This window comes from Rhodococcus sp. K11/5, from assembly GCF_055193735.1.
This window is the reverse complement of record NZ_CM143721.1, coordinates 1,031,563-1,054,909: the sequence shown is the minus strand read 5'-3', so window position 1 is coordinate 1,054,909 and position 23,347 is coordinate 1,031,563. Positions and strand designations below refer to the sequence as shown.

Here is a 23,347-nt window from a genome sequence, read left to right as displayed (position 1 = left end):
GTTCCGATTCCGAGTCGAGGTCAGGTGGTCCTGCCGACGTGACGATCGAGGAAGGCGATCTGATCGGTCACGATGCGCTCGAAATGCGGTTCCAGATAGGGCTCGAAGTGGGTGCAGTCGTAGGACAACACCTCGCCGCGCGGGATGCGGGCCACGATACGCTTCGCCTTCGCGTAGGGAGTGACGTCGTCGCGCATGGCGAGCTGCACCAGAGTCGGCGCGGTGATGGCCGCGACGGTGCGCCCCGGTGAGTACAACGGGACCCGCAGCGCGATGCGGGCAGCAACGTCGTTCTCGGCCAACAGTTCGTCGCGCTTGTCTCCGGCCATGCGCATCACCAGGTCGTACGCGCCGGGGGACGTCATCATCGCGACCTCACCGGGGGTCCCGACGGACTTCACCCGGTATGGAGGCCGACCCAGCCACGCGCCCACCTGATCACGCACCGCCGCCAGCGCCAGCCGGGCGACCAGCGCCGGGGACTGTGCGAACGCGGACGCGGGACCGGTGACGTGGGGCACCTGCACGATCGCGGCCGCCAGGTCGTGGTCCCGCGACGCCAGATCCAGGACGTGGCCGCCGCCGAACGAGGACCCCCACCCCACCACCCGCGAGGAGTCCACCCCCTGGAGGCTGCGTGCGTAGGCGACCGCGGCACGCCAGTCGGCCTGCTGAGCGGCGACGTCGAGTACCCGGCGCGGCTGTCCGGCGCTCGCCCCCCAGTACCGGTAGTCGAAGACCAACGCCGCGTACCCGGCCTCGGCGAAACGGGAGGCGTACGCGTCCAGGCGGAGTTCGCGGAACGCCCCGAACCCGTGCGCCAGCACCACGATCGGCGGATTCGTCACCCCGCCGGGCCGGTACAGCCATCCCGCACACGTCACACCCTGCGACGAGAAGGTGACGTCCTCGCGGACGTAGGTGTGGCGGGGCTCGGTGCCCTCGGGCGAACCCTGCTCGTTGATCGACATTCAAGAAAGATAACAGCGTCTTGAACGGGACTCAAGAAGTTTCTGCGACGGTTCCACCCACACGCGTCGTCGCGGTCGGGCCCTAGTTCTTGAAGGGGTTGAGCGCTCGGCCGAGTGCGTAACCGGCCCGCAGCGGAACGGGTCTGACCGCTGCAGCGGCGACCTTGTTCATCGTGCCCGGTATGCACACCGGATTGCCCTTCTCCACCGCGTCCCACGCCTCGCGAACCACCGCGTCGGGCTCCTGCCACAGGAAGGCCGGGATCTTGCCCGACGCAGACTCGCGAGTGCCCATGACGTCGTGGAACTCGCTGTGGGTGAAGCCCGGGCACAGGGCGGTGACGTGCACCCCGTACGGCTCGAGCTCCATGTTCAACGCCTGAGAGACGTTCAGTACATAGGACTTGATGCCGGTGTAGAGCAGGCTCGACGCGGGAGGCATCAGCGCTGCGAGCGAGGAGACGTTCACGATGCGGCCGTACCCGCGCTCCTTCATTCCGGGGACGACGAGGTGGGCCAGTTCGGTGACCGCGGTGATCATCACCTGGATCTCGTCACGCAAGTCGGTGAACGGGGTCTCGGCGAACGCCTGCTTGCCGGACAGGCCCGCGTTGTTGATCAAGATGCCCACCTCCCGTCCCAACTCCGCGATGCGGTCGACGATCGCCTGCGGTGCCGCCCGGTCGGTCAGATCCGCGGCGACCACGTCACACCGGACCCCGTGTCGGGCGGTGAGTTCCTCGGCCAGCGACGCGAGTCGATCCTCGCGGCGAGCGACGAGAACCACACCGATGCCGCGCCCGGCCAGGTGCCGCGCGAATTGTGCGCCGATCCCCGACGATGCTCCGGTCACCACGGCCGTTCGAGCTGCTGATGTCATCCGATCCTCCATGTCTTGATCAGCGGTCAAGAAAGCATCGTGACACGTTCGGGCGCACTCCGGGGCGAATCGATCAGGAGATGGCCGTCATCTCAACGCTCTTCTTGGACGTCGTGCAAGAGGGTGCGCCACCCCGCGCACCGTGAGACTAGAATTTCGTGATGCCAGCCAACCGTCGTCCCCGAGCACGGGCCGAGAAGCGAGACGAGATCATCGCCGCGGCGCGCCGGCTCTTCGTCGACCACGGCTACGACGAGACCGCGTTGAGCAGGATCGCCACCGATGCGGGCGTCACCACGAACACCGTCTACTGGTACTTCGCCGACAAGGACCACCTGCTGGTGGCCGTCCTCGAGGAGATACTCGCCGACGCCCTGTCTCGATTCGAGCCGATGGCACAACGCCCACTGGCAGACAAGATCATGTTCGTCGTCGAGGAGTTGTCGGCGTTGCGCAACCTCGTCGACACCGTGCACTCACGGCGTTCGGCGTCACCGGTGATCGATGGGTTCCATACCGAATTTCACGAGATCGCCGACGCTCTGACCCGCGCCGACATGCCCCCCGAACACGCGCAGGCCGCCGGCAACGTCGTCGCCTTCGTCGTCGAAGGCCTGCTCACCCACCCCCGCGACGCCGCCGAGCAGCGATCGATCGTCGACTTCCTCGTCGACCGAGTCGCCGCACCCTGACCCCGCTGCTACGCAAAGGTGTAGTGACTCAGCGGGAATCGTCGGCTCCGCCACGCTGCCTCGGGCGTGGTGGACGCACGGAAGGGCACGTCGCCCTGCTTGGTGAAGTAGTAGCTGTTGGCGTTCGAACACGTCGGATCGTTGAACACCTGTCGGGAACGGCGCGCGATGATCGAGGACATGTACTGGTCCTGGGCTTGCGCAGTGACCTCCGCTGATGCCGCATCCCGACGCCGGGCCTCGGTGAGGACCCGGACGATGTGCGCGGAACTGTTCTCCACCAGCGTGAAGAACGACGCGCCGTTGTAGCCGTAGGGGCCGAACACCGTGAAGAAATTCGGGAAACCGCTCGTGGCGACGCCCTGGTACGTGTGGAACCGCATGGATTCCCAGTGCTCGGCGAGGTCGGTGCCGTCGGCCGACCGCAACGCGTACGTCGGAAGAGCATCGCGGTCGGTGACCTTGAAACCCGTGGCGAGGACGAGGACGTCGAGGTGGTGCTCGACGCCGTCCGTCGTACGGATACCGGTCGGGGTGATTGCCTCGATCGACGTGGTCTCCAACGCGACATTGCTGCGATCGAACGTCGACAGGTACGAGTTGTGGAAGCTGGGACGCTTGCATCCGAGTGCGTAGGTCGGTGTCAGCTTGTCCCGCGTCACCGGATCGGAGACCTGCGACCCCATGTACCGCCGAGCCGCAGCTTCGAGAAGCGTCGTCGCCGGCACCCAGGTGTGAAAGTGCGCGAGCACCGGGAACGTCGCTTCGACGAACGTCTGACTCGCCAGTCGCGCGATCCGACGGACACCCGGGACGGAACTCAATCCGACCTGCGCGGCCCGGCCCAGCGGAAAGTCCGGCTTGGGCAGGCACCAGATCGGGGTGCGCTGGAACACGGTCAGCTGTTCGACTTCGGGTGCGATCGCGGGAATGACCTGAACCGCGGTCGCACCGGTACCGACGATGCCGACGCGCTTGCCCGCGAGAGAGACCTCGTGATTCCAGCGGCTGGTGTGCATCGTCGTGCCGGCGAAGGTGTGCATACCGGCGATGTCCGGCAGCTTGGGCTGACTCAGCGGGCCGCCCGCGTGGATGAGCCACCGAGCGGTGAGATCACCTCGGCTGGTCTCGATTCGCCACTGCGCCGAGCGGTCGTCGAACGTTGCGGCGCGCACCCGGGTGTCCCACTGCAGATGAGAACCGAGGTCGTACCGGTCGACGATGTGCTCGGCGTACGCACGCAACTCGTGGCCGGGGGCGTAACTGCGCGACCACGTGGACTGCTGGTCGAACGAGAACTGGTAGCTGAACGACGGAATGTCCACCGCAACAACCGGATACGTGTTCCAGTGCCATGTCCCGCCGGGTCCGGTCGCGTCGTCGACGATCAGGAAATCGCCGAAGCCCGCCCTGAGTAGTGCGATCGCCGTCCCGAGGCCGGAGAAACCACCCCCGACGACGACGATCTCGTGATGTGTGGGCTGCAGATCCTCGGCCATCGGTCGACGCTCGCTTCTCGTTCGGGGCTGATGACGGGGCCACACTGAGTGCGACACCGTGTCCAAGACAATTATCCACGGACCGACGACGCCGAGGCGAGAACTCGACGATGTTCGCGCCGAACCCAACGGCCGGGTGTCGGCTCGTTGACGCTCGGTGCGCCATCGGGACTAACCCTGCGCATTTCGGATATCCGGACTCCTCGGGTCTCCGTAACGTCCCTCGCTACCGAGAGCCACCGAGATGTGACTCTCCCATCGCAAGGGAGCCCCCGTGACCACCGCAGACCTGACAGGACGCACGGCCATCGTCACCGGAGGAGCCACGCTGCTCGGGCGCGGAGTCGTTCAGGTGCTCGCCGATCACGGCGCGTCCGTGGTCGTCGCCGACATCGACGAAGAGAACGGCGGACTCGTCGCGAAGGAGTCGTCGAGCTCTGGGGCCACTGTCACCTTTCGTCGGGTCGACGTCACCGACGACGCGGCACTGGCGACTCTCGTCGCCGACACGGTCGCCGAACACGGTGGCCTCGACATCGTGGTCAACCTGGCCGCCGTCTACATCGACGACGGATTCGCAACCACGCGAGCGGATTGGCTCACGGCTCTGGACGTCAACGTCGTGAGCATGGTTGCCCTGGTACAAGCCGCGCACCCGCATCTGAAGGCAAGCCGACACGCGTCCGTCGTCAACTTCACGTCGATCTCGAGCTCGGTGGCACAGACCGGTCGCTGGGTGTACCCAGCGGGCAAGGCCGCGATTGCTCAGCTCACCCGATCGATGGCCATGGACCTCGCCGCCGACGGGATTCGAGTCAACTCGGTCAGCCCTGGCTGGACGTGGTCCGCGATCATGGACAACCTCTCCGGCGGCGATCGCGTCAAGACCGATCGGGTTGCCGCACCGTTCCACCTCACCGGACGCGTCGGTGACCCCAGCGAAGTCGGCAACGTCGTCGCCTTCCTCGCGTCCGACGCGGCCTCGGTCGTCACCGGAGCCGACTGGGCCGCGGACGGCGGATACTCCGCCATGGGTCCCGAGCAAGCCACTCCAGCCATTCCCCTTCTCGCCGAACAGGATCCCTCATGAGTGTTCACCGAATTCATCCCAGCAAGACCATCGCCATCGTCGGTGCCGGGTTCGCCGGACTGTCCTCGGCACGGGTATTGACCGAATTGGGGCACGACGTCGTCGTCTACGAGAAGGCCCCCGACGTCGGTGGCGTGTGGAGCGCGACGCGTCGTTACCCGGGACTCAAGACGCAGAACAACAAGGGCACCTACGCCTTGTCGGAGATGCCGATGCCGAAGCACTACCCCGAGTGGCCCTCCGGCGAACAGGTTCAGTCCTACCTCGAAAACTACGCTCGCACATTCGATCTGATGGACCGAGTGCACTGCGACACCGAGGTGGTCGACGCCGTCCCGACCCCTTCCGGCGGCTGGGACGTCACCACGAGACGTACGGATGCAGCGGTGCACGGAGACGAGCCGATCACCAACACCGAGCACGTCGATCATCTGATTCTCGCCAGCGGCATCTTCTCCGAGCCCTTCGTTCCGGCGTTCGACGGTGCAGACGTCTTCCTTGCGGCCGGGGGCGAGATCTTCCCCGCCGGGGACCTGCACAGCCTGGATCAGGTGGACGGCAAGCACGCGATCATCGTCGGATACGGCAAGTCCGCCTGCGACATCACCGTCGAGGTGTCGAAAGTCGCGGCCTCCACCACCGTGGTCGCACGCGAGCTGCTGTGGAAGTTGCCTCGCAAGATTCGCAACATCGTCAACTACAAGTTCATCATGTTGACCCGACTCGGCGAAGGTCTGTTTCGCTACCACTCGGTCAACGGCGTCGAAAGAGTGCTCCACGCAGCTGATTCCACGATCGCCGACTCGATGGTGTCCAGCGTGGGAAGTGTCACCACCAGGCAGCTCGGCCTGAAGAAGCTCGGCCTCGTTCCCGAGGGTTCGTTCGCCGACATCGCACGATCGACGGTCTCATTGGTCACGGAAGGATTCTTCGAGGCAATCGCCGACGGGTCGATCGATGTGCGCCGTGAAACGACCATCGTGCGTCTGCTCGAAAAAGACGGATATCCGCAGGCCGAATTGTCGGACGGCACGGTGATCCGGGCGGATGTCGTGCTCGCAGCCACCGGCTGGAAGCAGAACATCCCGTTCCTGTCCCCCGATGTACTGCGCCGGTTCACCGATGCCAACGGTGACTACGTTCTGCATCAGCAGATTCATCCCGTCGGGGTGTCGGATCTGAGCTTCGCCGGGTACAACTCCTCGTTCTTCTCGCCGCTGTCGGCAGAGACGTCCGCGTTGTGGATCGGTTCACTGCTCGGCGGCAACCACACACTCCCCTCGGACGAGGAGATGCGCGCATCCGTCGCGAAACGCCTTGCCTGGATGCGCGAACGCACCAACGGCAATCACGCGCGTGGGACCAACATCATTCCGTTCTCGGTGCACAACATCGACGAAACGCTCAACGACATCGGAATCAACGTGTCGATGCTGACGCGGGCGAAGCAGTGGCTGCTTCCGGTGAACCCGAGTGACTACCGTGGAATCGTGCAGACACTGAAGAAGCGGATCCACGGGTGACGACCCGCAGTTTCGACGCCGTCGTCGTCGGCGCAGGAATCAACGGAATGGTCGCTGCCGCGGAGCTCGCCGGCGCGGGGTGGTCGGTCGCGCTCGTGGACGAACGCGAGAAGCTGGGCGGATTCATCGCCTCGGACACGCTGACGCGTCCGGGTTTCGTCCACGACACCTTCAGTTCCTGGCACCCCCTGTTCGTCACCGGTGGTGCGTACGCGACTCTCGGGGATGACCTGCACCGTCACGGTCTCTCGTACTCCAACACCGACGGAGCTGTCACGGCCGCGGTGTCGGACCGTGGTGTCGCAGTGGCACACCGCGACCCGGCGCGAACCGCCCGAGACTTCGAGCACGAGCACGATCGCGTGGCGTACGCAGCGATGCTCGCGGACCTCGAGAGCTGGGCGCCCCACGCATTCGGTGCCCTGGGCTCGGAACTGCGGCCGTTCGACCTCGCTCGCCTCGGCGCATCGATGGCGCGCGCACTCGGCAAGGACGGCAGCGTCGAGATGCTGCGCGTGTCGGCGCAGAGCGGACGCGCGTTGATCCGTGAGCGCTTTCGTGGTTTCGAGGCCGATCATCTCTGGTCTCCGTGGCTCCTGCATGCCGGCCTGTCGCCCGACCACGCGACGGGTGGGCTGATGCTTCCGATCATGGCCTTCACCATGCACGCGGCCGGCCTTCCTGTGGTGACCGGCGGCGCGGACAACTTCGTGATCGCATTCGATCGCGTGCTCCGCGAGCGCGGGGTGACAGTGATACTCGGTGAATCCGTTCAGCACATCGAGATTCGGTCCGGTCGTGCCGTAGCGGTGCATCTGGCGGGCGAAAGACTCGCAGCTACACGGGCGGTACTGGCCTCCACAGCAACGCCCAGGCTCTACGACAACCTGCTCGATCCTGCTGTCGTTCCTGCAGCGGGTAGACGCGCGGCCGATCGGCATCGCCCGGGTCGGGCTGCGATGCAGCTGCATTTCGCGCTGGACCGTCCCCTTCGGTGGTCCGATTCCCGACTCGACGAGGTGCCGCTGGTACACATCGGAAGCGGCGCGTCCAGCACCGGAATCGCCTGCGCGCAAGCAGAATCAGGCCTGCTCCCCGCAGAGCCCACGATCGTCGTCGGTCAACAGTGCGTACTCGATTCCAGCCGTGCACCGACGGGCAAGGCAACGTTGTGGGTGCAGCTACAGGAGCTACCGTTCGCGCCGAAGGGTGATGCCGCGGGATCGATTTCGACGGACGGCACGTGGAGTACCGGTACCACGACGGCGTACGTCGATCGCGTCCTGGACTCGATCGAGCGCTACGCACCGGGCCTGCGTTCGACCGTACTGGATTCCTACTCCATCCCGCCGACCGCGCTGACGGCTGCGAACGCCAACGCCGTCTCAGGCGATCCCTACGGCGGCGCGGCCGAAATCGACCAATCGCTGCTCTGGCGCCCCGGCACCGGCACCGGCCACCGCACGGGAATCGACGGACTCTTCCACATCGGTGCCTTCACACACCCCGGACCCGGACTCGGCGGCGGCTCGGGCCATTTGGTCGCCCAGCACCTGCTCGCACCGTCTCGTCGCACACGCAGTGTCGATCGCGTGCGCAGCACCATCGAGAAATTCACTTCGGGACCATGACGAGGATCTGCGACAACGTGGCATGCGGGTGCGAGCTATCGGCTTGGCCCGAACAGTAACTTCGACAGAACCGACGAAAGGCTCGACCGATGACCGCTCCAACGACACCCTCGACACTGACCAGCCTGTTGACCGAGCTGGCGAACGGCGCGATCCGCGTCGTCGACCTGACGGCTCCCCTGTCGTCCACGACACCGGTGCTGGCACTGCCGGCACCGTTCGCGAACACGATCTCGCTGTCCCTCGAACCGGTCAGCGACTTCGACGATGCAGGTCCGGGCTGGGGATGGAACAACATTCACACCGGCGAGCACACCGGCACGCACGTGGATGCGCCCGCGCACTGGGCAACCGGCCGCGACGGTCATACCGTCGACACGATTCCCCCGTCTCGACTCGTCGGTCCCGCCGTCGTGCTGGACTTCACCGCCGAGGTCGCGTCGGATCCGGATTTCCTGCTCGAGCCGACTCATCTGGACGAGTTCGTGACGAAGAACGGGCCGCTTCCGGAGAACGCCTGGCTGGTCTTCCGCACCGGATGGAGTGCTCGCAACCAGGACGCGGAGACGTTCCTGAACGCAGACGACACCGGCCCACACAGTCCCGGCGTCTCGGTGGCAGGTGCGCAGTGGCTGGCCGAGTCGGCCATCTCCGGATTTGCCGTGGAGACCGTGGGAGTCGATGCCGGTCAAGGTGCCGCAATGGAACCGATGTTCCCCGTCCACCACTACCTGCTCGGCGCGGACAAGTACGGCGTCACCCAACTGCAGAACCTCGATCAACTCCCCGTCACGGGCGCAGTACTCGTAGTGTCTCCGCTCCCTATCGTCGGCGGAACCGGTTCTCCTGCACGCGTTCTCGCGTTCGTTCCGGCATGACGCGCACCGTTGCACACCTGGTGGCGGACGTGCTCGCCGATCTCGGCGTCGGCCACATCTTCGGTGTCGTCGGCAGCGGCAACTTCGACGTCACCAACGCCCTGATCGCACGCGGAATCCCCTACACGGCAGCACGTCACGAAGGCGGCGCCGCATCGATGGCCGACGGATTCGCCCGCCTCGCCGAGCTACCCGCGATCGTCAGCGTGCACCAGGGTTGCGGGCTGACGAACGCGATGACCGGTATCGGTGAGGCCGCCAAGAGCCGCACCCCCGTCATCGTGTTGGCCGCAGACGTCGCGGCATCGTCGCGATTGTCGAACTTCCGCATCGACCAGGACGCGCTGGCCCGCAGCGTCGGCGCTGTCTCCGAGCGGGTGCACTCGGCGGGGACCGCCATCGCCGACGTCACCCGAGCGTGGCAGACGGCCGTGCACGACCGTCGCACGGTGGTGCTCAACCTGCCGCTCGACGTCCAATCCGCTCCTGCACCGGACTACGACGGCACCGTCGCGCGACCCTCGGCTCCCCAACCGGTGCGTCCGGCGCAGTCGGCGGTCGAGCAGTTCGCGGCCCTGCTCGCAGGGGCGTCGCGGCCGGTATTCGTCACCGGCCGGGGCGGCCGCGGCGCCGGCCCGGAGATCTCGGCCCTGGCCGAGCATGCCGGGGCACTCGTGGCGACCTCTGCAGTCGCCAACGGCCTGTTTCGAGGCGAAGAATTCGATCTCGGAATTTCGGGCGGGTTCTCGGCTCCGCTGACCGCACAGTTGATCTCCGACGCAGACCTCGTGGTGGGGTGGGGTTGCGCGCTGAACATGTGGACGATGCGACATGGATCGTTGATCGGGGCAGATGCCCGCGTGGTCCAGATCGACGACACCGCTTCCGCACTCGGCGCGCATCGCCCGGTGGACCTCGGAATTCACGGCGACTGCGCCTCCACCGCGATCGACGTTCTCACCGAACTGAGTCGGAACTCTGCGGTACGCAACGGCTACCGGACGCCCCGGGTATCGACGGAGCTCGCCGCCCGTCGATGGTGGAACGACACCGAGACCGAGGACCTGTCCACGTCCGAGACCATCGACCCGCGCCCGTTCACGAAGGCACTGGACGAGATGCTGCCCAAGGACCGTGTCGTGGCCATCGACTCCGGAAACTTCATGGGGTATCCGTCGACCTACCTTCGCGTCCCCGACCACATGGGCTTCTGCTTCACGCAGGCGTTCCAATCGATCGGTCTCGGATTGTCCAGTGGCATCGGCGCAGCACTGGCTCAACCCGATCGCCTCGCCGTGATCGGTACCGGCGACGGTGGCTTCATGATGGGCATCTCGGAACTCGACACCGCGGTCAGACTGGGCCGTCCGATGCTCGTCGCGGTGTACAACGACGCGGCGTACGGCGCGGAGGTGCACCACTTCCAACACCTGCCGCAGGACGGAGCGCCTGCAGACCTGACGACTGTCACCTTCCCCGACATCGATATCGCCGCTGTCGCCCGAGGATTCGGAGCCCGCGGCGTGACGGTACGCAGTCTCGCCGACCTGGACGAGGTTCGTCGTTGGGCCGAATCACCGGAGGGGGTCATGGTGATCGACGCCAAAATTGCCGCAGACGGCGGTGCCTGGTGGCTGGCAGAGGCGTTCAAAGGTCACTGAAGCATGGAGGGGCCACTGAGCCGAGCAGTAGTATCGTCGATTTTCGACGATCGATACATCCTCGCAACATCCCGCGGCTATGATGGAGGTCACACAGCCCGGAAGGTGAGGACCGTCATGCCCGCTCTGCTTCGCCGTCACCCGGTGCTGGCCACGGCCGACCTGGACGAGGCGCGCTCGTCGGTCGGCCAGTCGTTCTGTCCGCATCGCCTGACGGTGAAGACACGCCACGGCGCACTGTCGGTAGTCCACAATGCTGCCTCGGTCGGTGGAATCGGCATCAACTACCTCCGCTACGGACAGGATGTGCGCATCACCCCCGGCACCTTCGAATCCTTCTTCCTCGTGCAGATTCCGCTCAACGGCACCGCGCGAGTCAAGGTCGGCGATACCGTCGTGCAATCCGACCGACGGTTCGCGTCCCTGCCGTCACCGACTCTGCACGTGGACATGGAATGGTCGGCCGATTGCGAACAACTCCTCGTGCACATCCCCCGCGACGCCGTGCAGTCGGCGGCGGAATCGGAGCCCGGGGCCTCGGCCGATCCCGTCGTATTCCACCCATTGGTGGACATGAACTCCCCGGCGATGTCGAGCTGGATGAGGATTGTCCACCTTGCCTGCGACGAGGCCGAGCGAGAAACCGGGATACTCTCCTCGCCCTTGGCCGCGAGTCACTTCGAGCAGGTCCTCGTCACTGGACTGCTTGCAGCGCAGCCGAACTCCTCCATGCAGTCGCCTCAGGCCACGCAAACTGCACTGACGTCCCGAACTGTTCGTTGCGCACTGGATCTGATCCACGAACAGCCCGAATATCCGTGGCGCGTCGCAGAATTGGCTACCAGAGTCGGCGTGGGTCCGCGAACACTGCAAGCCGCCTTCCAACGTGAGCGCGGAACGACGCCGCTCGAGGAACTACGAAGAGCTCGCCTGGCACGAGCGCACGCCGACCTGGTCGATGCGGCACCCGACGGCACCAGCGTCACCGAAGTTGCGACCAGGTGGGGGTTCTTCCACCTCGGTCGGTTCTCGCAGTTCTATCGCGCCGAGTTCGGCCTGAGCCCGTCTCAGACTCTCGCGTCCTGACCGGGCCCGGCCGGGGTCTTCACCAGACCGTGCAGAACCTCTCGCCACTCCGACGGCCAGGGTGCCGCAACGGCTCCCGAGACTGCCCGGTCGATGTGCACCGTCACGTACGAACCTCTCGCCGCGAGTTCACGGTCTCGCCCCTCGAATGCCTCACCCCAGATCGAGAACTCGAACCGCATCGACGACGACCCGAGGTGCGCAATGTCGAGGTCCGTCGTGACTTGCTGTCCGAAATACAACGGTGCGTGGAAATCGACCTCGTACCGAACTCGGGGTGCTACCGGGAAATAGCCGACGAGGCCACACTCGCGAACGAGTGCGGCCTCGGCGGATTCCACGAACCGGACGACTGTGCTGTTGTGGTAGATGCCCGCGGCATCGGTGTCCACCCATTCGACCCGGCCCGACAACGAGAAAGTCATGCAGGCACTGTACTTCTCGGTTGCCACCGCACATGGGCTGAGTGGTCGGAACCGTCCCGAAGCAACGACAGACGCGGCGGGACCTTGTCGGTACGAGAGGTCGGTGGACGTCGCCGACCCGCGTGCCACTGCGCAGGCCATTGCGCTCCGGGTCCTCGGTACTCCTGCTCCGCAGCAGCATGCAGCGTCCACTGTGGGTCGTAGAGGTGCGGACGTCCGAGTGCGCAGATATCGGCTCGGCCGGCCAGGAGAATGGAATTGACATCGTCGTACGACGAGATCGCCCCCACGGCGATGACCGCCACTCCTGCGGCTGCGGCCACCTCGTGACGTATCCGGTCGGCGAACGGAGTTTGATACGACCGTCCGAATGCCGGCTTCTCGTCCTTGGTCACCTGGCCGGAGGACACGTCGATAGCGGCTGCACCGTGTTCGACGAACGCCCGAACGATCTCGACGGCGTCGTCCACGGTGTTTCCGTCCGGTGCCCAATCGGTCGCCGAGATACGCACGGAAACAGGGAAGCTCGACGGGACCGCACGTCGGACTGCATCGAAGACCTCGAGCGGGAATCGCAGGCGGTTCTCCAGGCTGCCGCCGTAGGAGTCCGTTCTGACGTTCGCGACCGGAGACAGGAACGACGAGAGCAGATACCCGTGTGCCGCATGGACTTCGATCAGATCGAAGCCGGCGGCCACGGCACGCTCGGCTGATGCGACGAAATCGGCCACTACGACATTCATGTCCTCGCGCGTTGCCTCACGTGGAACATGGCATCCGTCGCCGTACGTTAGGGGCGACGGTCCGATCGGCTCCCAATTCCCCGCCTCGAGCGGCTCGTCGATTCCGTCCCACATCAGCTTCGTCGATCCCTTACGACCCGAATGGCCGATTTGGACCCCGATCTTCGCTGCACTGTTGGCGTGCACGAAGGAGGTCACCCGGGCCCACGCATCGCGCTGCCCGTCGGTCCACAGCCCCGGGCAGCCCAGCGTGATCCGAGCCTCCGGCGACACACAGGTCATCTCGGTCATGATCAGACCGGCCCCACCCAGCGCCTTGGACCCGAGATGGACGAGATGGAATTCTCCGGGCAGGCCGTCGACCGCCGAGTACATGTCCATCGGCGAGAGCATGATCCGGTTGACCAGGTCCAGTTCACCGATGCGCACCGGCTGGAACATGGCGGGCGCTGAATCGACTGCCGGTCCACCCGCAACGGTATCGGCGAACCGCTGCTGCACCAGTGCTGCGAACTCGCCGTCACGCTCACCGAGATTGTCGAATGTGATTCTGCGAGAACGGGTCAGCAGATTGAAGACGAACTGCGTGTCCTCCTGATCGGCGTAGAGACCGATGTTCTCGAACCACTCCAGCGAGGCCTGGGCCGCCCGCTGGGTGCTCTCCACCACCGGCTTTCGCTCGGCCTGGTACGCAGCCAGTGCGTCGGCGATGCTCGAATGTTCGTGCACGCAGGCGGCCAGGGCCAACGCGTCCTCCATCGCGAGCTTCGTGCCCGATCCGATGGAGAAGTGGGCCGTGTGCGCCGCGTCGCCCAGCAGTACCACGTTGTCGTCGAACCACCGCTCGTTACGAACGGTCTGGAACGACAACCACTTCGAGTTGTTGGTCAGAATATCGTGACCACCGAGATCGTCCGCGAATATCTCGCGAATCCGTTCGACCGCATACGTATCGGACACGCCCGGTGGCAGGTGCTGGTCCTCGGTCGCGTCGAGGCCGGCCCGCCGCCAGACATCCTCGTGCATCTCGACGATGAACGTCGAACCCTGATCCGAATACGGATACCCGTGGATCTGCATGGTACCGAATTCGGTATGCCGGACGAGGAACTGAAATGCCTCGAACACCTTGTCGGTGCCGAACCAGATGTACTTGTTGTCGCGACGGTCCAGCGTCGGCCGGAAAACATCGGCGTAACGGGTACGAACAGCGGAATTCAGACCGTCGCACGCGATCACCAAGTCGTAGGACGCCCGCAGAACGTCGGTATCGGGTGCCTCGCTCCGGTACTGCACCTCGATGCCCAGCTCGGCGACGCGCTGCTGCAGGATCGCCAGCAATTCTTTGCGACTCATCGCCGCGAATCCCTGTCCGCCTACTGTGTACGAGCGGCCGTCGATCTCGACATCGATATCCGTCCACCGCGCGAACCGACGCTCCATCTCGGTGTGCACGACGGCGTCGGCACCTTCGATACTGCCGAGTGTCTCGTCCGAGAACACGACACCGAAGCCGAAAGTGTCGTCGGGTGCGTTGCGTTCCCAGACGTCGATCCGATGACTGGGGTCGAGTTGTTTCGCGAGGGCGGCGAAATAGAGACCGCCGGGGCCCCCACCCACGATGGCAATCCTCATGATGTGCTCTCCTGTATCGTTTCGCGAAGCTTGAAGTGCTGAAGTTTGCCGCTCGAATTCCTCGGCAGAGCGTCGATGAAGCGAATTCGTCTGGGGTACTTGTACGGTGCCAGTTCTGCTTTGACGTGATCTTGAATGGATTTCACGACCGTCGAGTCTCGGGCCACTCCCGACCGAAGCACCACGAACGCGCTGACGATCTGGCCCCGTTCGGCATCCGCTTCGGCGACGACGGCCGAATCCACGACATCCGGATGCATATCGATGCACGCCTCGACCTCCGGAGCACCGATGTTGTAACCCGAGGACACGATCATCGAATCGGTTCGTGCGCAGTAGAAGAAGAAGCCGTCCTCGTCGCGGTAGAACGTGTCACCGGTGACGTTCCACCCGTTCTCCACCCGCTCGTACTGACGGTCGTCGGCCAGGTATCGGCACCCGACGGGACCGATCACCGCCAGCCGACCCGGTACGCCGGCTGCGACCGGTTCGCCGTCGTCACCGAGAATTTCGGCGCGATAGCCCGGCAGCGGCTTACCTGTCGAACCCTCCCGAATCTCGTTCGCTGCAGCGGTGGACAGAAAGATGTGCAACAGTTCTGTGGCACCAATTCCGTCGACGATCTCGAGACCGACCGCGTCCCGAATGCGGTTCCACACCCCCGCAGAGATGTGCTCACCGGCGCTGACCGCTGTTCGCAGGCCGGCCAGCTGCATGATCTTCCCGGCCTTGATGACCTGCTTGTATGCCGTGGGGGCGGTGGCCAGGACCGAGACTCCCTCGTTGACAACGACATCCGCCAGTGCAGCGGGAGTCACCGCATCGGTGAGCAGAGCGCAGGCACCGGCCCGCAGCGGAAACACCACCAGCATTCCCAGGCCGAAGGTGAACGCCATCGGCGCAGTGCACGCGACCACGTCGTCCGGCCGGAGGCCGAGACCGTGTGTGCCGAACGTGTTGTCGATCGAGAGCACATCGCGGTGGAAGTGCATCGTGATCTTCGGTGTCCCGGTGCTCCCGGAAGTCGGGCACAGCAACGCGACGTCGTCTGCCGCGGTATCGACGGCCACGAAGTCGGTCGGCTTGCCCGCCGAACGAACCATCAGATCCTCGGAATCGTGCCCTCCGAAGGGAACCACCACCAGTTCGGGATGCCCCTCGTCACGCACCGTCCGCAGATCCTGCGCGGACCGCGAGTCCACCAGTGCGATGACCGGCTTCGTCTTCTCCACGATCGGTGCCAGTTCGCGAGAGCGCAAGGCGCTCATCACCACCACCGCTATCCCGCCGGCTTCGACGATCGCGAGCCACGCCGCTACCGCGATCGGCGTGTTGGGCGAGCGCAGCAGGACGCGGTTGCCCGGCACGAGTCCGAGGTCCTCGGTGAGCACCCGAGCGATCCGGTGCGTGTGGTCGCGGAGTTCACCGAGCGTCCAGGCGATCCCGGCCGGGGTGCGAAGAGCATGATGATGCTCGCCGAACCGCTCGACAGCGCGCTCGATCAACTCGGCTCCCGCGTTGAGCCGCTCCGGATACTGCAGTTCCGGGGTCGTGAATTCGAGGACCGGCCACAACTCGGCGGGTGGAAGGTTGTCTCGCGCGAACGTGTCCACGTGTGCGCTGCGGGTGAGAGCTTGTACTGTGTCCGCGGTCATCGCACGGCTCCTGTCGTCTCGGCATCGATCATGCCCTCCTGGACGACGGTGGCCAGGTGGATTCCTTCGGGGGTGAAAAATTTGCCCATGCCGACTCCGCGCCCGTGATCGGCGGCGACTGCCTCCTGGGCGTAGAGCAGCCAACCGTCCATCGCCCCCGGCTCGGGCGTGCGGTGGAACCACATCGCGTGATCGAGACTGGCTGTGACGAGCCCCTTCTCGGCCCATGAATGCCCCAGTGCACGGAGCACGGGCTCGAGGATGGTGTAGTCGCAGACGTACGCGAGCGCGGCGAGGTCCCGCTGGGCATCGGAGAGACCGTCCACCGGACGCAACCGGTCGAAGGGGCGTACCCAGATGACCTGGTGTGGGCTTCGCCCGCCCTCGATTTCGAGGTACACCGGACCGGGGACGTGCCGCATGTCGAAGCTACGACCGACCGACCAGTACTCCTTGGAGACCGTGGTCATCGTGTTCTGCTCGGAGATGGTATGGCCGGCCAGGTATTGCTCCGACGTCGGAAGAGATTCGGGCGCAGGCACATCGGTGGGTACCGTGCTACTCAGCGATCCTCCGGGACCGCCGGCTGCGAAGGACACCATGCCGATGTAGGCGACCTTGTCGTTCTGATGAGCGCGCACCTGCCTGGTGGCGAATCGGCGACCGTCACGAATCACCTCGACGTCGTAGTGCACCTCCGCATCGATGTCGACGGGCCGCAAGAAATACGAGTGCATCGAGTTCATCGACTTGCCGTCGGTCACCGAACGCATGGCCGCGGCTGCCGCCTGAGCGACCATGTCGCCGCCGTACGCTTTGGGCCACGGACACGCCTGAGTCCGTGCGGTGAAACCGAGATCCGCACGACGCGGCGCGGCCTCGGCCAACGACACGCATCGGGTGAACATGGCGGAGGTCGCCACCGCTTGCGTCACGGTCGGTCCGACCAGTCGGGAAGCGAAGCGTCATCTACCACAGGAAGATTGACGACGATGTTGTCCGGTGTACGTGTAGTCAGCCAATGCAACGGCTGGGTGCGGCTGAGATTGCATTCGATGTGCGGCATGAACGGTGGCACGAAGACCCAGTCGCCCTCGTTCATGTCGATGTACTCCGAGTAGTTCTTTCCGAAGTAGATGCGAGCACGGCCCGACAGGACGTAACCACCCGTCTCGGCCTCCCCGTGATGGTGCGCGAGAGAACGATATCCCGGTTCGTTGCTCACTTTTCCGTACCAGATCTTCGTGGCCGGCGTGTGTTGCGGGCTGACGCCCGAGATGCGCACCGCGCCCTCGGTCTGACCGGTCCGGCCGTCTTCCTCACCTGCCCGTGTCACGACAGGAACGACCTGCCCACCGACGCTGGCGTACATCGAGTTGTCCCCGTCCAGAGAGTATCCGGCGTTGGAATTGATCTGGGTGGTCATGCTGTTCTCCTTGCTCGAGAGGCCGGCTCGGTGACCCGGACCGTGTTGATGAGGGTGCCGATGGCCTCGATCTCCGTTTCGAGAACGTCGCCGGCGGTGAGGAACCAGGCAGGCTCACGAGCCATGCCGATTCCGCCAGGAGTACCGGTGAGTACGAGATCTCCGGCACGCAGGGTAGTGAAAGTCGATATGTACGAAAGCAGTTCGACAGAATCGAAGACCAATGTGTTGGTGCTGTCTTGCTGGACCACGACACCGTTGACCCGGCACGTGATCGTGAGTCCCGCGGCCGGGTCGATCTCGTCTGCCGTGACTACGACCGGACCGACCGGAGTCGTTGCGTCCCAGGCTTTTCCTTGGAACCACTGCAGGGTGCGCCGCTGCCAATCGCGCATCGACACATCGTTGGCGACGGTGTAGCCCAGGATTGCCTCGGCTGCTTCGGCGCGCGACGCACGCGTCAGCGTTCGGCCCACGACCACCGCGAGTTCGGCTTCCCAGTCGGCGTTGACGTCCCCCGGTATCACCACGTCGTCCGTCGGTCCGATGAGGGAGTCGGCGAATTTCGCGAACAACGTCGGGTGGGTCGGCAGGTCGCGACCGGTCTCGGTGATGTGCTCGCCGTAGTTCAACCCACAGCAAATCACCTTCGCAGGCGCAGGCAGCGGAAGAACGGGTGTGCCGGTCACCTGCGGTCCTTCGACGATGCCCGAACTGGGTGCAGACCAGCCGGTGCGAAGCAGTTCCGACAGCGACGATGCAGGTAGCGCCACCCATCCGTCCGCAGAGCTGGCCGCCGCAACGGTGTCCCCGCTGTCGAGTTCGAGTGTTGCGAGCCTCATCATGCGTCCTTCCGACGTGATCTTGTATCGAGTTTTGCACGATCGTCGTAAGTGCGCAATACTTGTCGGAGATGCAGACACTCGACCACTCTCGGGAAGGACCACTCATGGCCCACCACACCGTCAATCCCGCCGAACTGCCGACACCCAAGGGTTTCTCACACGGCACACTGGCCGGAAACACGCTCTACCTGGGCGGACAGACAGCCCTCGACGAGAACATGAACATCGTCTCCGGCGGGATAGTGGAGCAGTTCCGCCGGGCGTTCTCGAATGTTCTGACCACCTTGGCCGCAGCAGGCGGACAGCCCGAGGACCTGGCCAACGTCACGATCTTCCTGACCGATATTCCCGATTACCAGGCGCATGGCAAGGAGATTGGCCGCGTGTGGCGCGAACTCGCCGGGCCGGTCTATCCGGCAATGGCCGGAATCGGCACCACCGGTCTGTGGCAAGAGGAGGCACTGATCGAAATCACCGCTGTCGCAGTGATTCCCGAGGATCGCCTCATCCGTCCGTAGGCGGTCCGGTCACACTCGATCGACGAATGTATGCGCGGGCTTCTCCAGCAGCGCGCGAAGATCGGTGAACAGTGCCGTGGCCCGGTCCCCGGGCCACGGTCGAGGAAGAAGGTGGGCGGGCAGACCCGGGTCGCGATACGGGAGACGCCTCCAGGCAGTCAGCGCGCGGATGTAGTCGGCGAACGCCTCTCCCGGATCCTCGGCGGGCGACGCGTCCGTCCACGTCTCGCGGAGTGACTCGAACTGGCTGAAGAATCGAGCATAGGCGGCACCGAGCGCCTCGAGGTCCCACCATTGCCCTACCCGCAGCGACAGATCTGCGAAGGCGAGACGAGCACCGACGAAGACGTCGGCGTACGCGTCCAGTCCGTCGACGGCCAGCGCCTGCGCGCAATCGTCGGCGAGGTGTGCCGGTGCGATCCATACACCCGAGGTGACATTGCCGAATCCGAGCCCCGCCAGGCGAGTCCGTAACGCATGTCTGTTGCGCCGTTCGCTTTCGGGAACCGAGAACACCACCATGGTCCAGTCCTCGTCGACTGCCGAGGGCCGAGCGAAAATTCGTCGGTCGCCGATGGCCAGAATATCGCGCGCCACCGCCGAGAGCGCGTATCCCGCTGTGGTACCCCGCTTCTCGGCAACGAGAATCCCGCGCCGTTTGAGTCTCGACACCGCAGACCGCACAGCGGGCGCGTCCACACCCACCGGCTCCATCAGACGGATGAGGCTGCTGACACCCACCCATCCCCCGAACTCGCGCACGTACAGCCCGACCACGGTGACGATCAGGGACCGTGGCGGTAGTGATCGATCGGCGAGATCTGCTGCACCGTCGACCGAGTCCGCATCGCCCATCATGTCGGAGCCGTCGAAATCCACCACTCGACGATCCAACCACACAGCCGTTCTATCGACCCCGGATGCTCATCGCACAACCGCCGGCTCGGTTCGGATGCCCGGAAATCAGAGTCCGAGCTCGATCATGCGGCGCGTGATGCGGGCGTCGGTGGTGACGATGGGTGCATCCCGGCCCACCCAGCGATCACCGCCGAAGTAGGTGGTCATGATGTGCTCGGCCGTCCGCGTCGCGAACGCCTGCGTCGCGAGCGTCGGGTTCGGCCCACCGAGCGAGTTCGCCAGCATGGAGTTGTCGGCTATGTAGAGCCGCTGCACGAAACGCGCCTCACCGGTTGCCGACACCACCGAGTTCTCGGCCGACTCACCCATCCGCATCGACGAATGTACGTGCAACAACAGGGGCGCCCAGTCGACGCGGTAGATCTTGTCGGCCCCCGCCTTGCGCAGAATCTCGGCAGCCCGGTTGGCCAGGAACTCGCGGTTGCGTTCGGTGGCCGGCAATCGGTTGCGGGACTTCAGGTCGATCTTCGCCACGGCACCGTTCTCGTCCGCGGGGAACGCCGACGGGACGATGCGCTGTTCCGGGTCCACGTGATCGTCGGTGATACAGAGAACGTTGAGCATGCGATCGATGCCGTGCTCCATGAATTCTCGCAGCTCGGCTCCGGCGAGGCGGCCCGCCTGACCGTCCCAGGCACCGGTCCCGCCGCGGCCGTTCGTGTACTGGCCCCGAATGCCGCTTTCGGAGAGGTTCATCGTGAACGCCTGAATGCCAGGAGTCAGGCCCGCGTTCTCGAGGCCGCCGTAACCGGGATATTCCACGCGAGCACACGAGTTCGCTCCACGGGAGTTTCCGGTGTCCTCGTCGAACAACCCCACCACCCAGTCGAACCAGTGATCGGTGTGCCCGCGCCCGACCCACCCGTTGGGGTTGGGCAGTCCGCTGTTGAACCACAGTCGAGGGGTCTCGGTGGCGCCGGCCGCCATGACCACCACGGTCGCGTCCTCGCGGACGGTCTCACCGGTGTTGTTGTCCCGGAACGTAACCCCGGTCGCACGGGTGACACCACCGACCGTCTCGTGGTGCACCTCGGTCACGAACGCGTCCGCCCGCAACTCCATCACCCGACCACCGGGCCGAACCGCGTCCGCCGCCAGGCCCAGTGGGACATAGCTGTTGTCGGTCGATCTCCGTGCGTACTGGTTGCGCGGAGCCTGTCGCGGCAACGAGCATCCCTGGAAGCAGTGTCCGCAGAACGTGCAGCCGGTGGCGTCCGGAAAGACCAGCAGAGAACTGTCCGACGTCAGGCCGGCGTTTCCCCCGGGATGCAGAATGGCGTTCGGTTGCGGCCGATAGGCCGCCTCCGTGGTGTCCCGGCCGCGCTGGAGCGGGAGACCGACCCCCTCACACCCCCGGAAGAACAACGCCTCCTTCGTTCCCATCGGGGCCGGCCGTACCGGCAACGACTCCTCGACCCATTCGAGATACGGAACCAGCTCCGCATAGGTGAGCGGAAATTTGTACGCCGTGTCGTACAACCCGGCGTCGGCCCCCTCGTAGCCGGCGAACACACCGGCGTACGGACGCGGACTGTTGCCGAAGTAGTGCTGCGTCGTGCCACCCACGCCGGACAGTTCCCACACGAAACTGTTCTGTGCCCACTCGCGGAACCACGCGGGCTTGTCCCGGTCACCGGGGCCGAATCTGAGGAACCCCGAGGTGGGATCGTTGGCGTCGAACTCCAGATGCGACCATTCCGAATCCGGGTCCGCATGTCGAGGCCCACCTTCGAGCAGCAACACATCCAGACCCTGCAACGCCAATTCGGCGGCCACGACCGGCCCGCCACCCCCGGCTCCGACCACGATCACGTCACGCATACGTCTTCCGTCCTCGCATTCCGACCGTCGGTCAGAACGCGTTCATTCCCTTGTGAAATCCGATGAACTCGTCGTGCCCGTCCACGAGGCCGTTCGGGCGATAGCCGGTGATGTCCCAGGCGATGGGACGCGCGGACAACGTGCGCGTGTGACGGTCGTAGAGTTCGTGTTCGCTCCAGGCCGTGAACGCGGCGCCGTCGAGCAGGATGCCGCCCAGGAATTTCAGCACTCCCGACGCGGACCCCGCGAGGGGTTGCGGAAGCGCGTCGTCGATCAGCGAGACCAGCAGCGGAAGCGGTGATTCGATCAGTTCCATGACGCGGCACTTGGAGGTGTACGTGGAGTTGGCGAACGCCGACGCGAACGGACCGTCGATACTGCGAACGTCGACCAGCAGTGCACCGACGTCGAGCAGGAGCCCCGCCAGGAGAGTCGCCGGAAACGTGCGGTCGTTGAAGCGGTAGCCGATGGCCTCGTCGATGACCCGAGCGCGTTCCGCGTCCGGCAGAGCTCCGGGAACGCCGCCGGTCAGGTCCACCAGGGTCGTGCTCAACGCCACCGCCACCGGTCGGAGCAGTTGGTCACCTTGCGGGATGAAGCGGTCCACCAGATTGACGAACGACTCCGGTGCGTTCTGATCCAACGGCCCCGGCCCGTTCGCCGTGACGCCCTGACGGACCGAGTACGGATCACCGGCGGGCATCATCATGACCACCATCCCGCGCATCGCGTCGGTGGACGAGAGCACGAGCCGGTCGAGCACCGCCTCCGCCCATTCCGGGAGATCCGGATACCCACCGAGCGGTCCGGCCCCGGCCGTACCGGGGCGCACCGCCGTGATGGTGGCGACCATGGCAGTCAGTCCACCGAACTGCAACGCCCGACGCCGTGTGTGTTTTGTCCGTATCACGGCCCTGATCGTACTGTGTAAATCACCAAGACTTTCCCCCGTCGCGCCGCACCCCAGCGACGACAGTCGACGGTCGGCCACGGTGACGTTCGTTCGACCGATCACAGGCCCACCGTGAGCTGCGAAGGAGATCGATGGTCCGGGCCGCTACCGGTCCAGGTGTATCTCGGCCAGCGCGCCGGCGACGGCGAAGCCGCCGGCAACAGTGCATCCACCTATCCGTGTTCTCTTCGGCAGGTGTGCGGTGAGTGCAAACGCGGCAGCGTCCCATACATCCACGGCCACCCCGGCGCGGAGTAGAACGCGAACGGCGGCAGGGGCGTACAGAGTTGCTGCGTACAGTCCCCCGCCGACGTAGATTTCCCGTACTCCGAAGGTGCGGGCCGCAGCTCGGGTGGTCGCAAGACCGGCGTCCGGGCCGGCGAGCAGCTCGTTGGCGCGGGTGGGGGCGACCATGTGAGCGATGCCGATGGCGGCTCGGGCGAGCCCGACAGCTCCGGGGAGATGTCGCGCGAGACCGGGCTTGACGGAGCGATTCAT

General features: G+C 65.3%; 21 protein-coding genes. 8 read left to right on the top strand and 13 right to left on the bottom strand.

Features of this window, described 5'->3' with window-relative positions; genetic code table 11:
• Nucleotides 1-20 precede the first annotated feature (20 nt).
• Together ACY466_RS05120 and ACY466_RS05115 are read right to left on the bottom strand one after the other, a co-directional pair.
• Nucleotides 21-971, bottom strand: a complete 951-nt coding sequence (locus tag ACY466_RS05120) for an alpha/beta hydrolase (protein ID WP_463250353.1) — start codon at nt 969-971, stop codon at nt 21-23.
• Between the two features lie 82 nt (nt 972-1,053).
• The gene (locus ACY466_RS05115) at nt 1,054-1,851 is read right to left on the bottom strand and encodes an SDR family NAD(P)-dependent oxidoreductase (protein WP_463250351.1); all 798 of its coding nucleotides are present in this window, start codon (nt 1,849-1,851) and stop codon (nt 1,054-1,056) included.
• A gap of 161 nt (nt 1,852-2,012) precedes the next feature.
• Here ACY466_RS05115 and ACY466_RS05110 point away from each other — a divergent pair, with 161 nt between their 5' ends.
• Entirely contained in the window at nt 2,013-2,543 is a 531-nt protein-coding gene (locus ACY466_RS05110) for a TetR/AcrR family transcriptional regulator (protein ID WP_463250349.1), read from the top strand.
• Between the two features lie 8 nt (nt 2,544-2,551).
• On the opposite strand, the gene ACY466_RS05105 is transcribed toward ACY466_RS05110, so the two are convergent.
• A complete protein-coding gene (locus tag ACY466_RS05105) occupies nt 2,552-4,030 on the bottom strand; it encodes a flavin-containing monooxygenase (RefSeq protein ID WP_463252137.1) in 1,479 nt (492 codons plus the stop codon).
• A gap of 286 nt (nt 4,031-4,316) precedes the next feature.
• Here ACY466_RS05105 and ACY466_RS05100 point away from each other — a divergent pair, with 286 nt between their 5' ends.
• From ACY466_RS05100 to ACY466_RS05075, 6 genes are all read left to right on the top strand, one after another.
• Nucleotides 4,317-5,132 (top strand): SDR family oxidoreductase, encoded by an 816-nt coding sequence (locus ACY466_RS05100; RefSeq protein ID WP_463250347.1) that lies wholly within the window; start codon nt 4,317-4,319, stop codon nt 5,130-5,132.
• Entirely contained in the window at nt 5,129-6,655 is a 1,527-nt protein-coding gene (locus ACY466_RS05095; protein WP_463250346.1) for a flavin-containing monooxygenase, read from the top strand. Before ACY466_RS05100 ends, ACY466_RS05095 begins: the two co-directional genes overlap by 4 nt.
• Entirely contained in the window at nt 6,652-8,286 is a 1,635-nt protein-coding gene (locus ACY466_RS05090) for a phytoene desaturase family protein (protein WP_463250344.1), read from the top strand. Before ACY466_RS05095 ends, ACY466_RS05090 begins: the two co-directional genes overlap by 4 nt.
• Nucleotides 8,287-8,375: 89 nt before the next feature.
• The gene (locus tag ACY466_RS05085) at nt 8,376-9,164 is read left to right on the top strand and encodes a cyclase family protein (RefSeq protein WP_463250342.1); all 789 of its coding nucleotides are present in this window, start codon (nt 8,376-8,378) and stop codon (nt 9,162-9,164) included.
• Nucleotides 9,161-10,825, top strand: coding sequence for a thiamine pyrophosphate-binding protein (locus ACY466_RS05080; RefSeq protein WP_463250339.1), 1,665 nt, complete (start codon nt 9,161-9,163; stop codon nt 10,823-10,825). The genes ACY466_RS05085 and ACY466_RS05080 overlap by 4 nt, the downstream gene beginning before the upstream one ends.
• Before the next feature lie 117 nt (nt 10,826-10,942).
• Nucleotides 10,943-11,911 (top strand): AraC family transcriptional regulator, encoded by a 969-nt coding sequence (locus tag ACY466_RS05075; protein WP_463250336.1) that lies wholly within the window; start codon nt 10,943-10,945, stop codon nt 11,909-11,911.
• Here ACY466_RS05075 and ACY466_RS05070 read toward each other — a convergent pair.
• From ACY466_RS05070 to ACY466_RS05045, 6 genes are read right to left on the bottom strand one after another with little or no spacing between them, the layout of a single operon-like run.
• Nucleotides 11,893-12,336 carry an acyl-CoA thioesterase gene (locus ACY466_RS05070; RefSeq protein ID WP_463250334.1) on the bottom strand — a complete coding sequence of 148 codons (444 nt, stop codon included), beginning with the start codon at nt 12,334-12,336 and terminating at the stop codon, nt 11,893-11,895. The genes ACY466_RS05075 and ACY466_RS05070 overlap by 19 nt on opposite strands.
• Nucleotides 12,333-14,714, bottom strand: coding sequence for a bifunctional salicylyl-CoA 5-hydroxylase/oxidoreductase (locus tag ACY466_RS05065; RefSeq protein WP_463250331.1), 2,382 nt, complete (start codon nt 14,712-14,714; stop codon nt 12,333-12,335). Before ACY466_RS05065 ends, ACY466_RS05070 begins: the two co-directional genes overlap by 4 nt.
• Complete coding sequence (locus tag ACY466_RS05060) at nt 14,711-16,369, bottom strand: AMP-binding protein (RefSeq protein ID WP_463250329.1); 1,659 nt, start codon at nt 16,367-16,369, stop codon at nt 14,711-14,713. Before ACY466_RS05060 ends, ACY466_RS05065 begins: the two co-directional genes overlap by 4 nt.
• On the bottom strand, nt 16,366-17,304 hold the full coding sequence (locus ACY466_RS05055) for an acyl-CoA thioesterase (RefSeq protein ID WP_463250327.1): 939 nt from the start codon (nt 17,302-17,304) through the stop codon (nt 16,366-16,368). The genes ACY466_RS05060 and ACY466_RS05055 overlap by 4 nt, the downstream gene beginning before the upstream one ends.
• Nucleotides 17,301-17,741 carry a cupin domain-containing protein gene (locus ACY466_RS05050; protein WP_463252136.1) on the bottom strand — a complete coding sequence of 147 codons (441 nt, stop codon included), beginning with the start codon at nt 17,739-17,741 and terminating at the stop codon, nt 17,301-17,303. Before ACY466_RS05050 ends, ACY466_RS05055 begins: the two co-directional genes overlap by 4 nt.
• A gap of 50 nt (nt 17,742-17,791) precedes the next feature.
• Entirely contained in the window at nt 17,792-18,637 is an 846-nt protein-coding gene (locus tag ACY466_RS05045) for a fumarylacetoacetate hydrolase family protein (protein ID WP_463250325.1), read from the bottom strand.
• 107 nt (nt 18,638-18,744) lie between these two features.
• On the opposite strand from ACY466_RS05045, the gene ACY466_RS05040 reads away from it, so the two are divergent.
• Nucleotides 18,745-19,158, top strand: coding sequence for a RidA family protein (locus ACY466_RS05040; RefSeq protein ID WP_463250323.1), 414 nt, complete (start codon nt 18,745-18,747; stop codon nt 19,156-19,158).
• A gap of 9 nt (nt 19,159-19,167) precedes the next feature.
• On the opposite strand, the gene ACY466_RS05035 is transcribed toward ACY466_RS05040, so the two are convergent.
• From ACY466_RS05035 to ACY466_RS05020, 4 genes are all read right to left on the bottom strand, one after another.
• On the bottom strand, nt 19,168-20,040 hold the full coding sequence (locus ACY466_RS05035) for a PaaX family transcriptional regulator (protein WP_463250321.1): 873 nt from the start codon (nt 20,038-20,040) through the stop codon (nt 19,168-19,170).
• An 81-nt stretch (nt 20,041-20,121) separates the two neighbouring features.
• Nucleotides 20,122-21,897 carry a GMC family oxidoreductase N-terminal domain-containing protein gene (locus ACY466_RS05030; RefSeq protein ID WP_463250319.1) on the bottom strand — a complete coding sequence of 592 codons (1,776 nt, stop codon included), beginning with the start codon at nt 21,895-21,897 and terminating at the stop codon, nt 20,122-20,124.
• A 31-nt stretch (nt 21,898-21,928) separates the two neighbouring features.
• Nucleotides 21,929-22,807, bottom strand: a complete 879-nt coding sequence (locus tag ACY466_RS05025) for a hypothetical protein (protein WP_463250317.1) — start codon at nt 22,805-22,807, stop codon at nt 21,929-21,931.
• Between the two features lie 147 nt (nt 22,808-22,954).
• Entirely contained in the window at nt 22,955-23,347 is a 393-nt protein-coding gene (locus ACY466_RS05020) for a hypothetical protein (protein WP_463250315.1), read from the bottom strand.

Excerpts from the sequence above, each read along its gene's own strand:
- ACY466_RS05070 (WP_463250334.1), bottom strand. The coding sequence starts at position 12,336 with ATGACTTTCTCGTTGTCGGGCCGGGTCGAATGGGTGGACACCGATGCC.
- ACY466_RS05050 (WP_463252136.1), bottom strand. The coding sequence starts at position 17,741 with ATGTACGCCAGCGTCGGTGGGCAGGTCGTTCCTGTCGTGACACGGGCA.
- ACY466_RS05075 (WP_463250336.1), top strand. The coding sequence starts at position 10,943 with ATGCCCGCTCTGCTTCGCCGTCACCCGGTGCTGGCCACGGCCGACCTG.
- ACY466_RS05115 (WP_463250351.1), bottom strand. The coding sequence starts at position 1,851 with ATGACATCAGCAGCTCGAACGGCCGTGGTGACCGGAGCATCGTCGGGG.
- ACY466_RS05040 (WP_463250323.1), top strand. The coding sequence starts at position 18,745 with ATGGCCCACCACACCGTCAATCCCGCCGAACTGCCGACACCCAAGGGT.
- ACY466_RS05120 (WP_463250353.1), bottom strand. The coding sequence starts at position 971 with ATGTCGATCAACGAGCAGGGTTCGCCCGAGGGCACCGAGCCCCGCCAC.
- ACY466_RS05110 (WP_463250349.1), top strand. The coding sequence starts at position 2,013 with ATGCCAGCCAACCGTCGTCCCCGAGCACGGGCCGAGAAGCGAGACGAG.
- ACY466_RS05030 (WP_463250319.1), bottom strand. The coding sequence starts at position 21,897 with ATGCGTGACGTGATCGTGGTCGGAGCCGGGGGTGGCGGGCCGGTCGTG.
- ACY466_RS05085 (WP_463250342.1), top strand. The coding sequence starts at position 8,376 with ATGACCGCTCCAACGACACCCTCGACACTGACCAGCCTGTTGACCGAG.
- ACY466_RS05080 (WP_463250339.1), top strand. The coding sequence starts at position 9,161 with ATGACGCGCACCGTTGCACACCTGGTGGCGGACGTGCTCGCCGATCTC.
- ACY466_RS05095 (WP_463250346.1), top strand. The coding sequence starts at position 5,129 with ATGAGTGTTCACCGAATTCATCCCAGCAAGACCATCGCCATCGTCGGT.
- ACY466_RS05060 (WP_463250329.1), bottom strand. The coding sequence starts at position 16,369 with ATGACCGCGGACACAGTACAAGCTCTCACCCGCAGCGCACACGTGGAC.
- ACY466_RS05045 (WP_463250325.1), bottom strand. The coding sequence starts at position 18,637 with ATGAGGCTCGCAACACTCGAACTCGACAGCGGGGACACCGTTGCGGCG.
- ACY466_RS05020 (WP_463250315.1), bottom strand. The coding sequence starts at position 23,347 with ATGAATCGCTCCGTCAAGCCCGGTCTCGCGCGACATCTCCCCGGAGCT.
- ACY466_RS05065 (WP_463250331.1), bottom strand. The coding sequence starts at position 14,714 with ATGAGGATTGCCATCGTGGGTGGGGGCCCCGGCGGTCTCTATTTCGCC.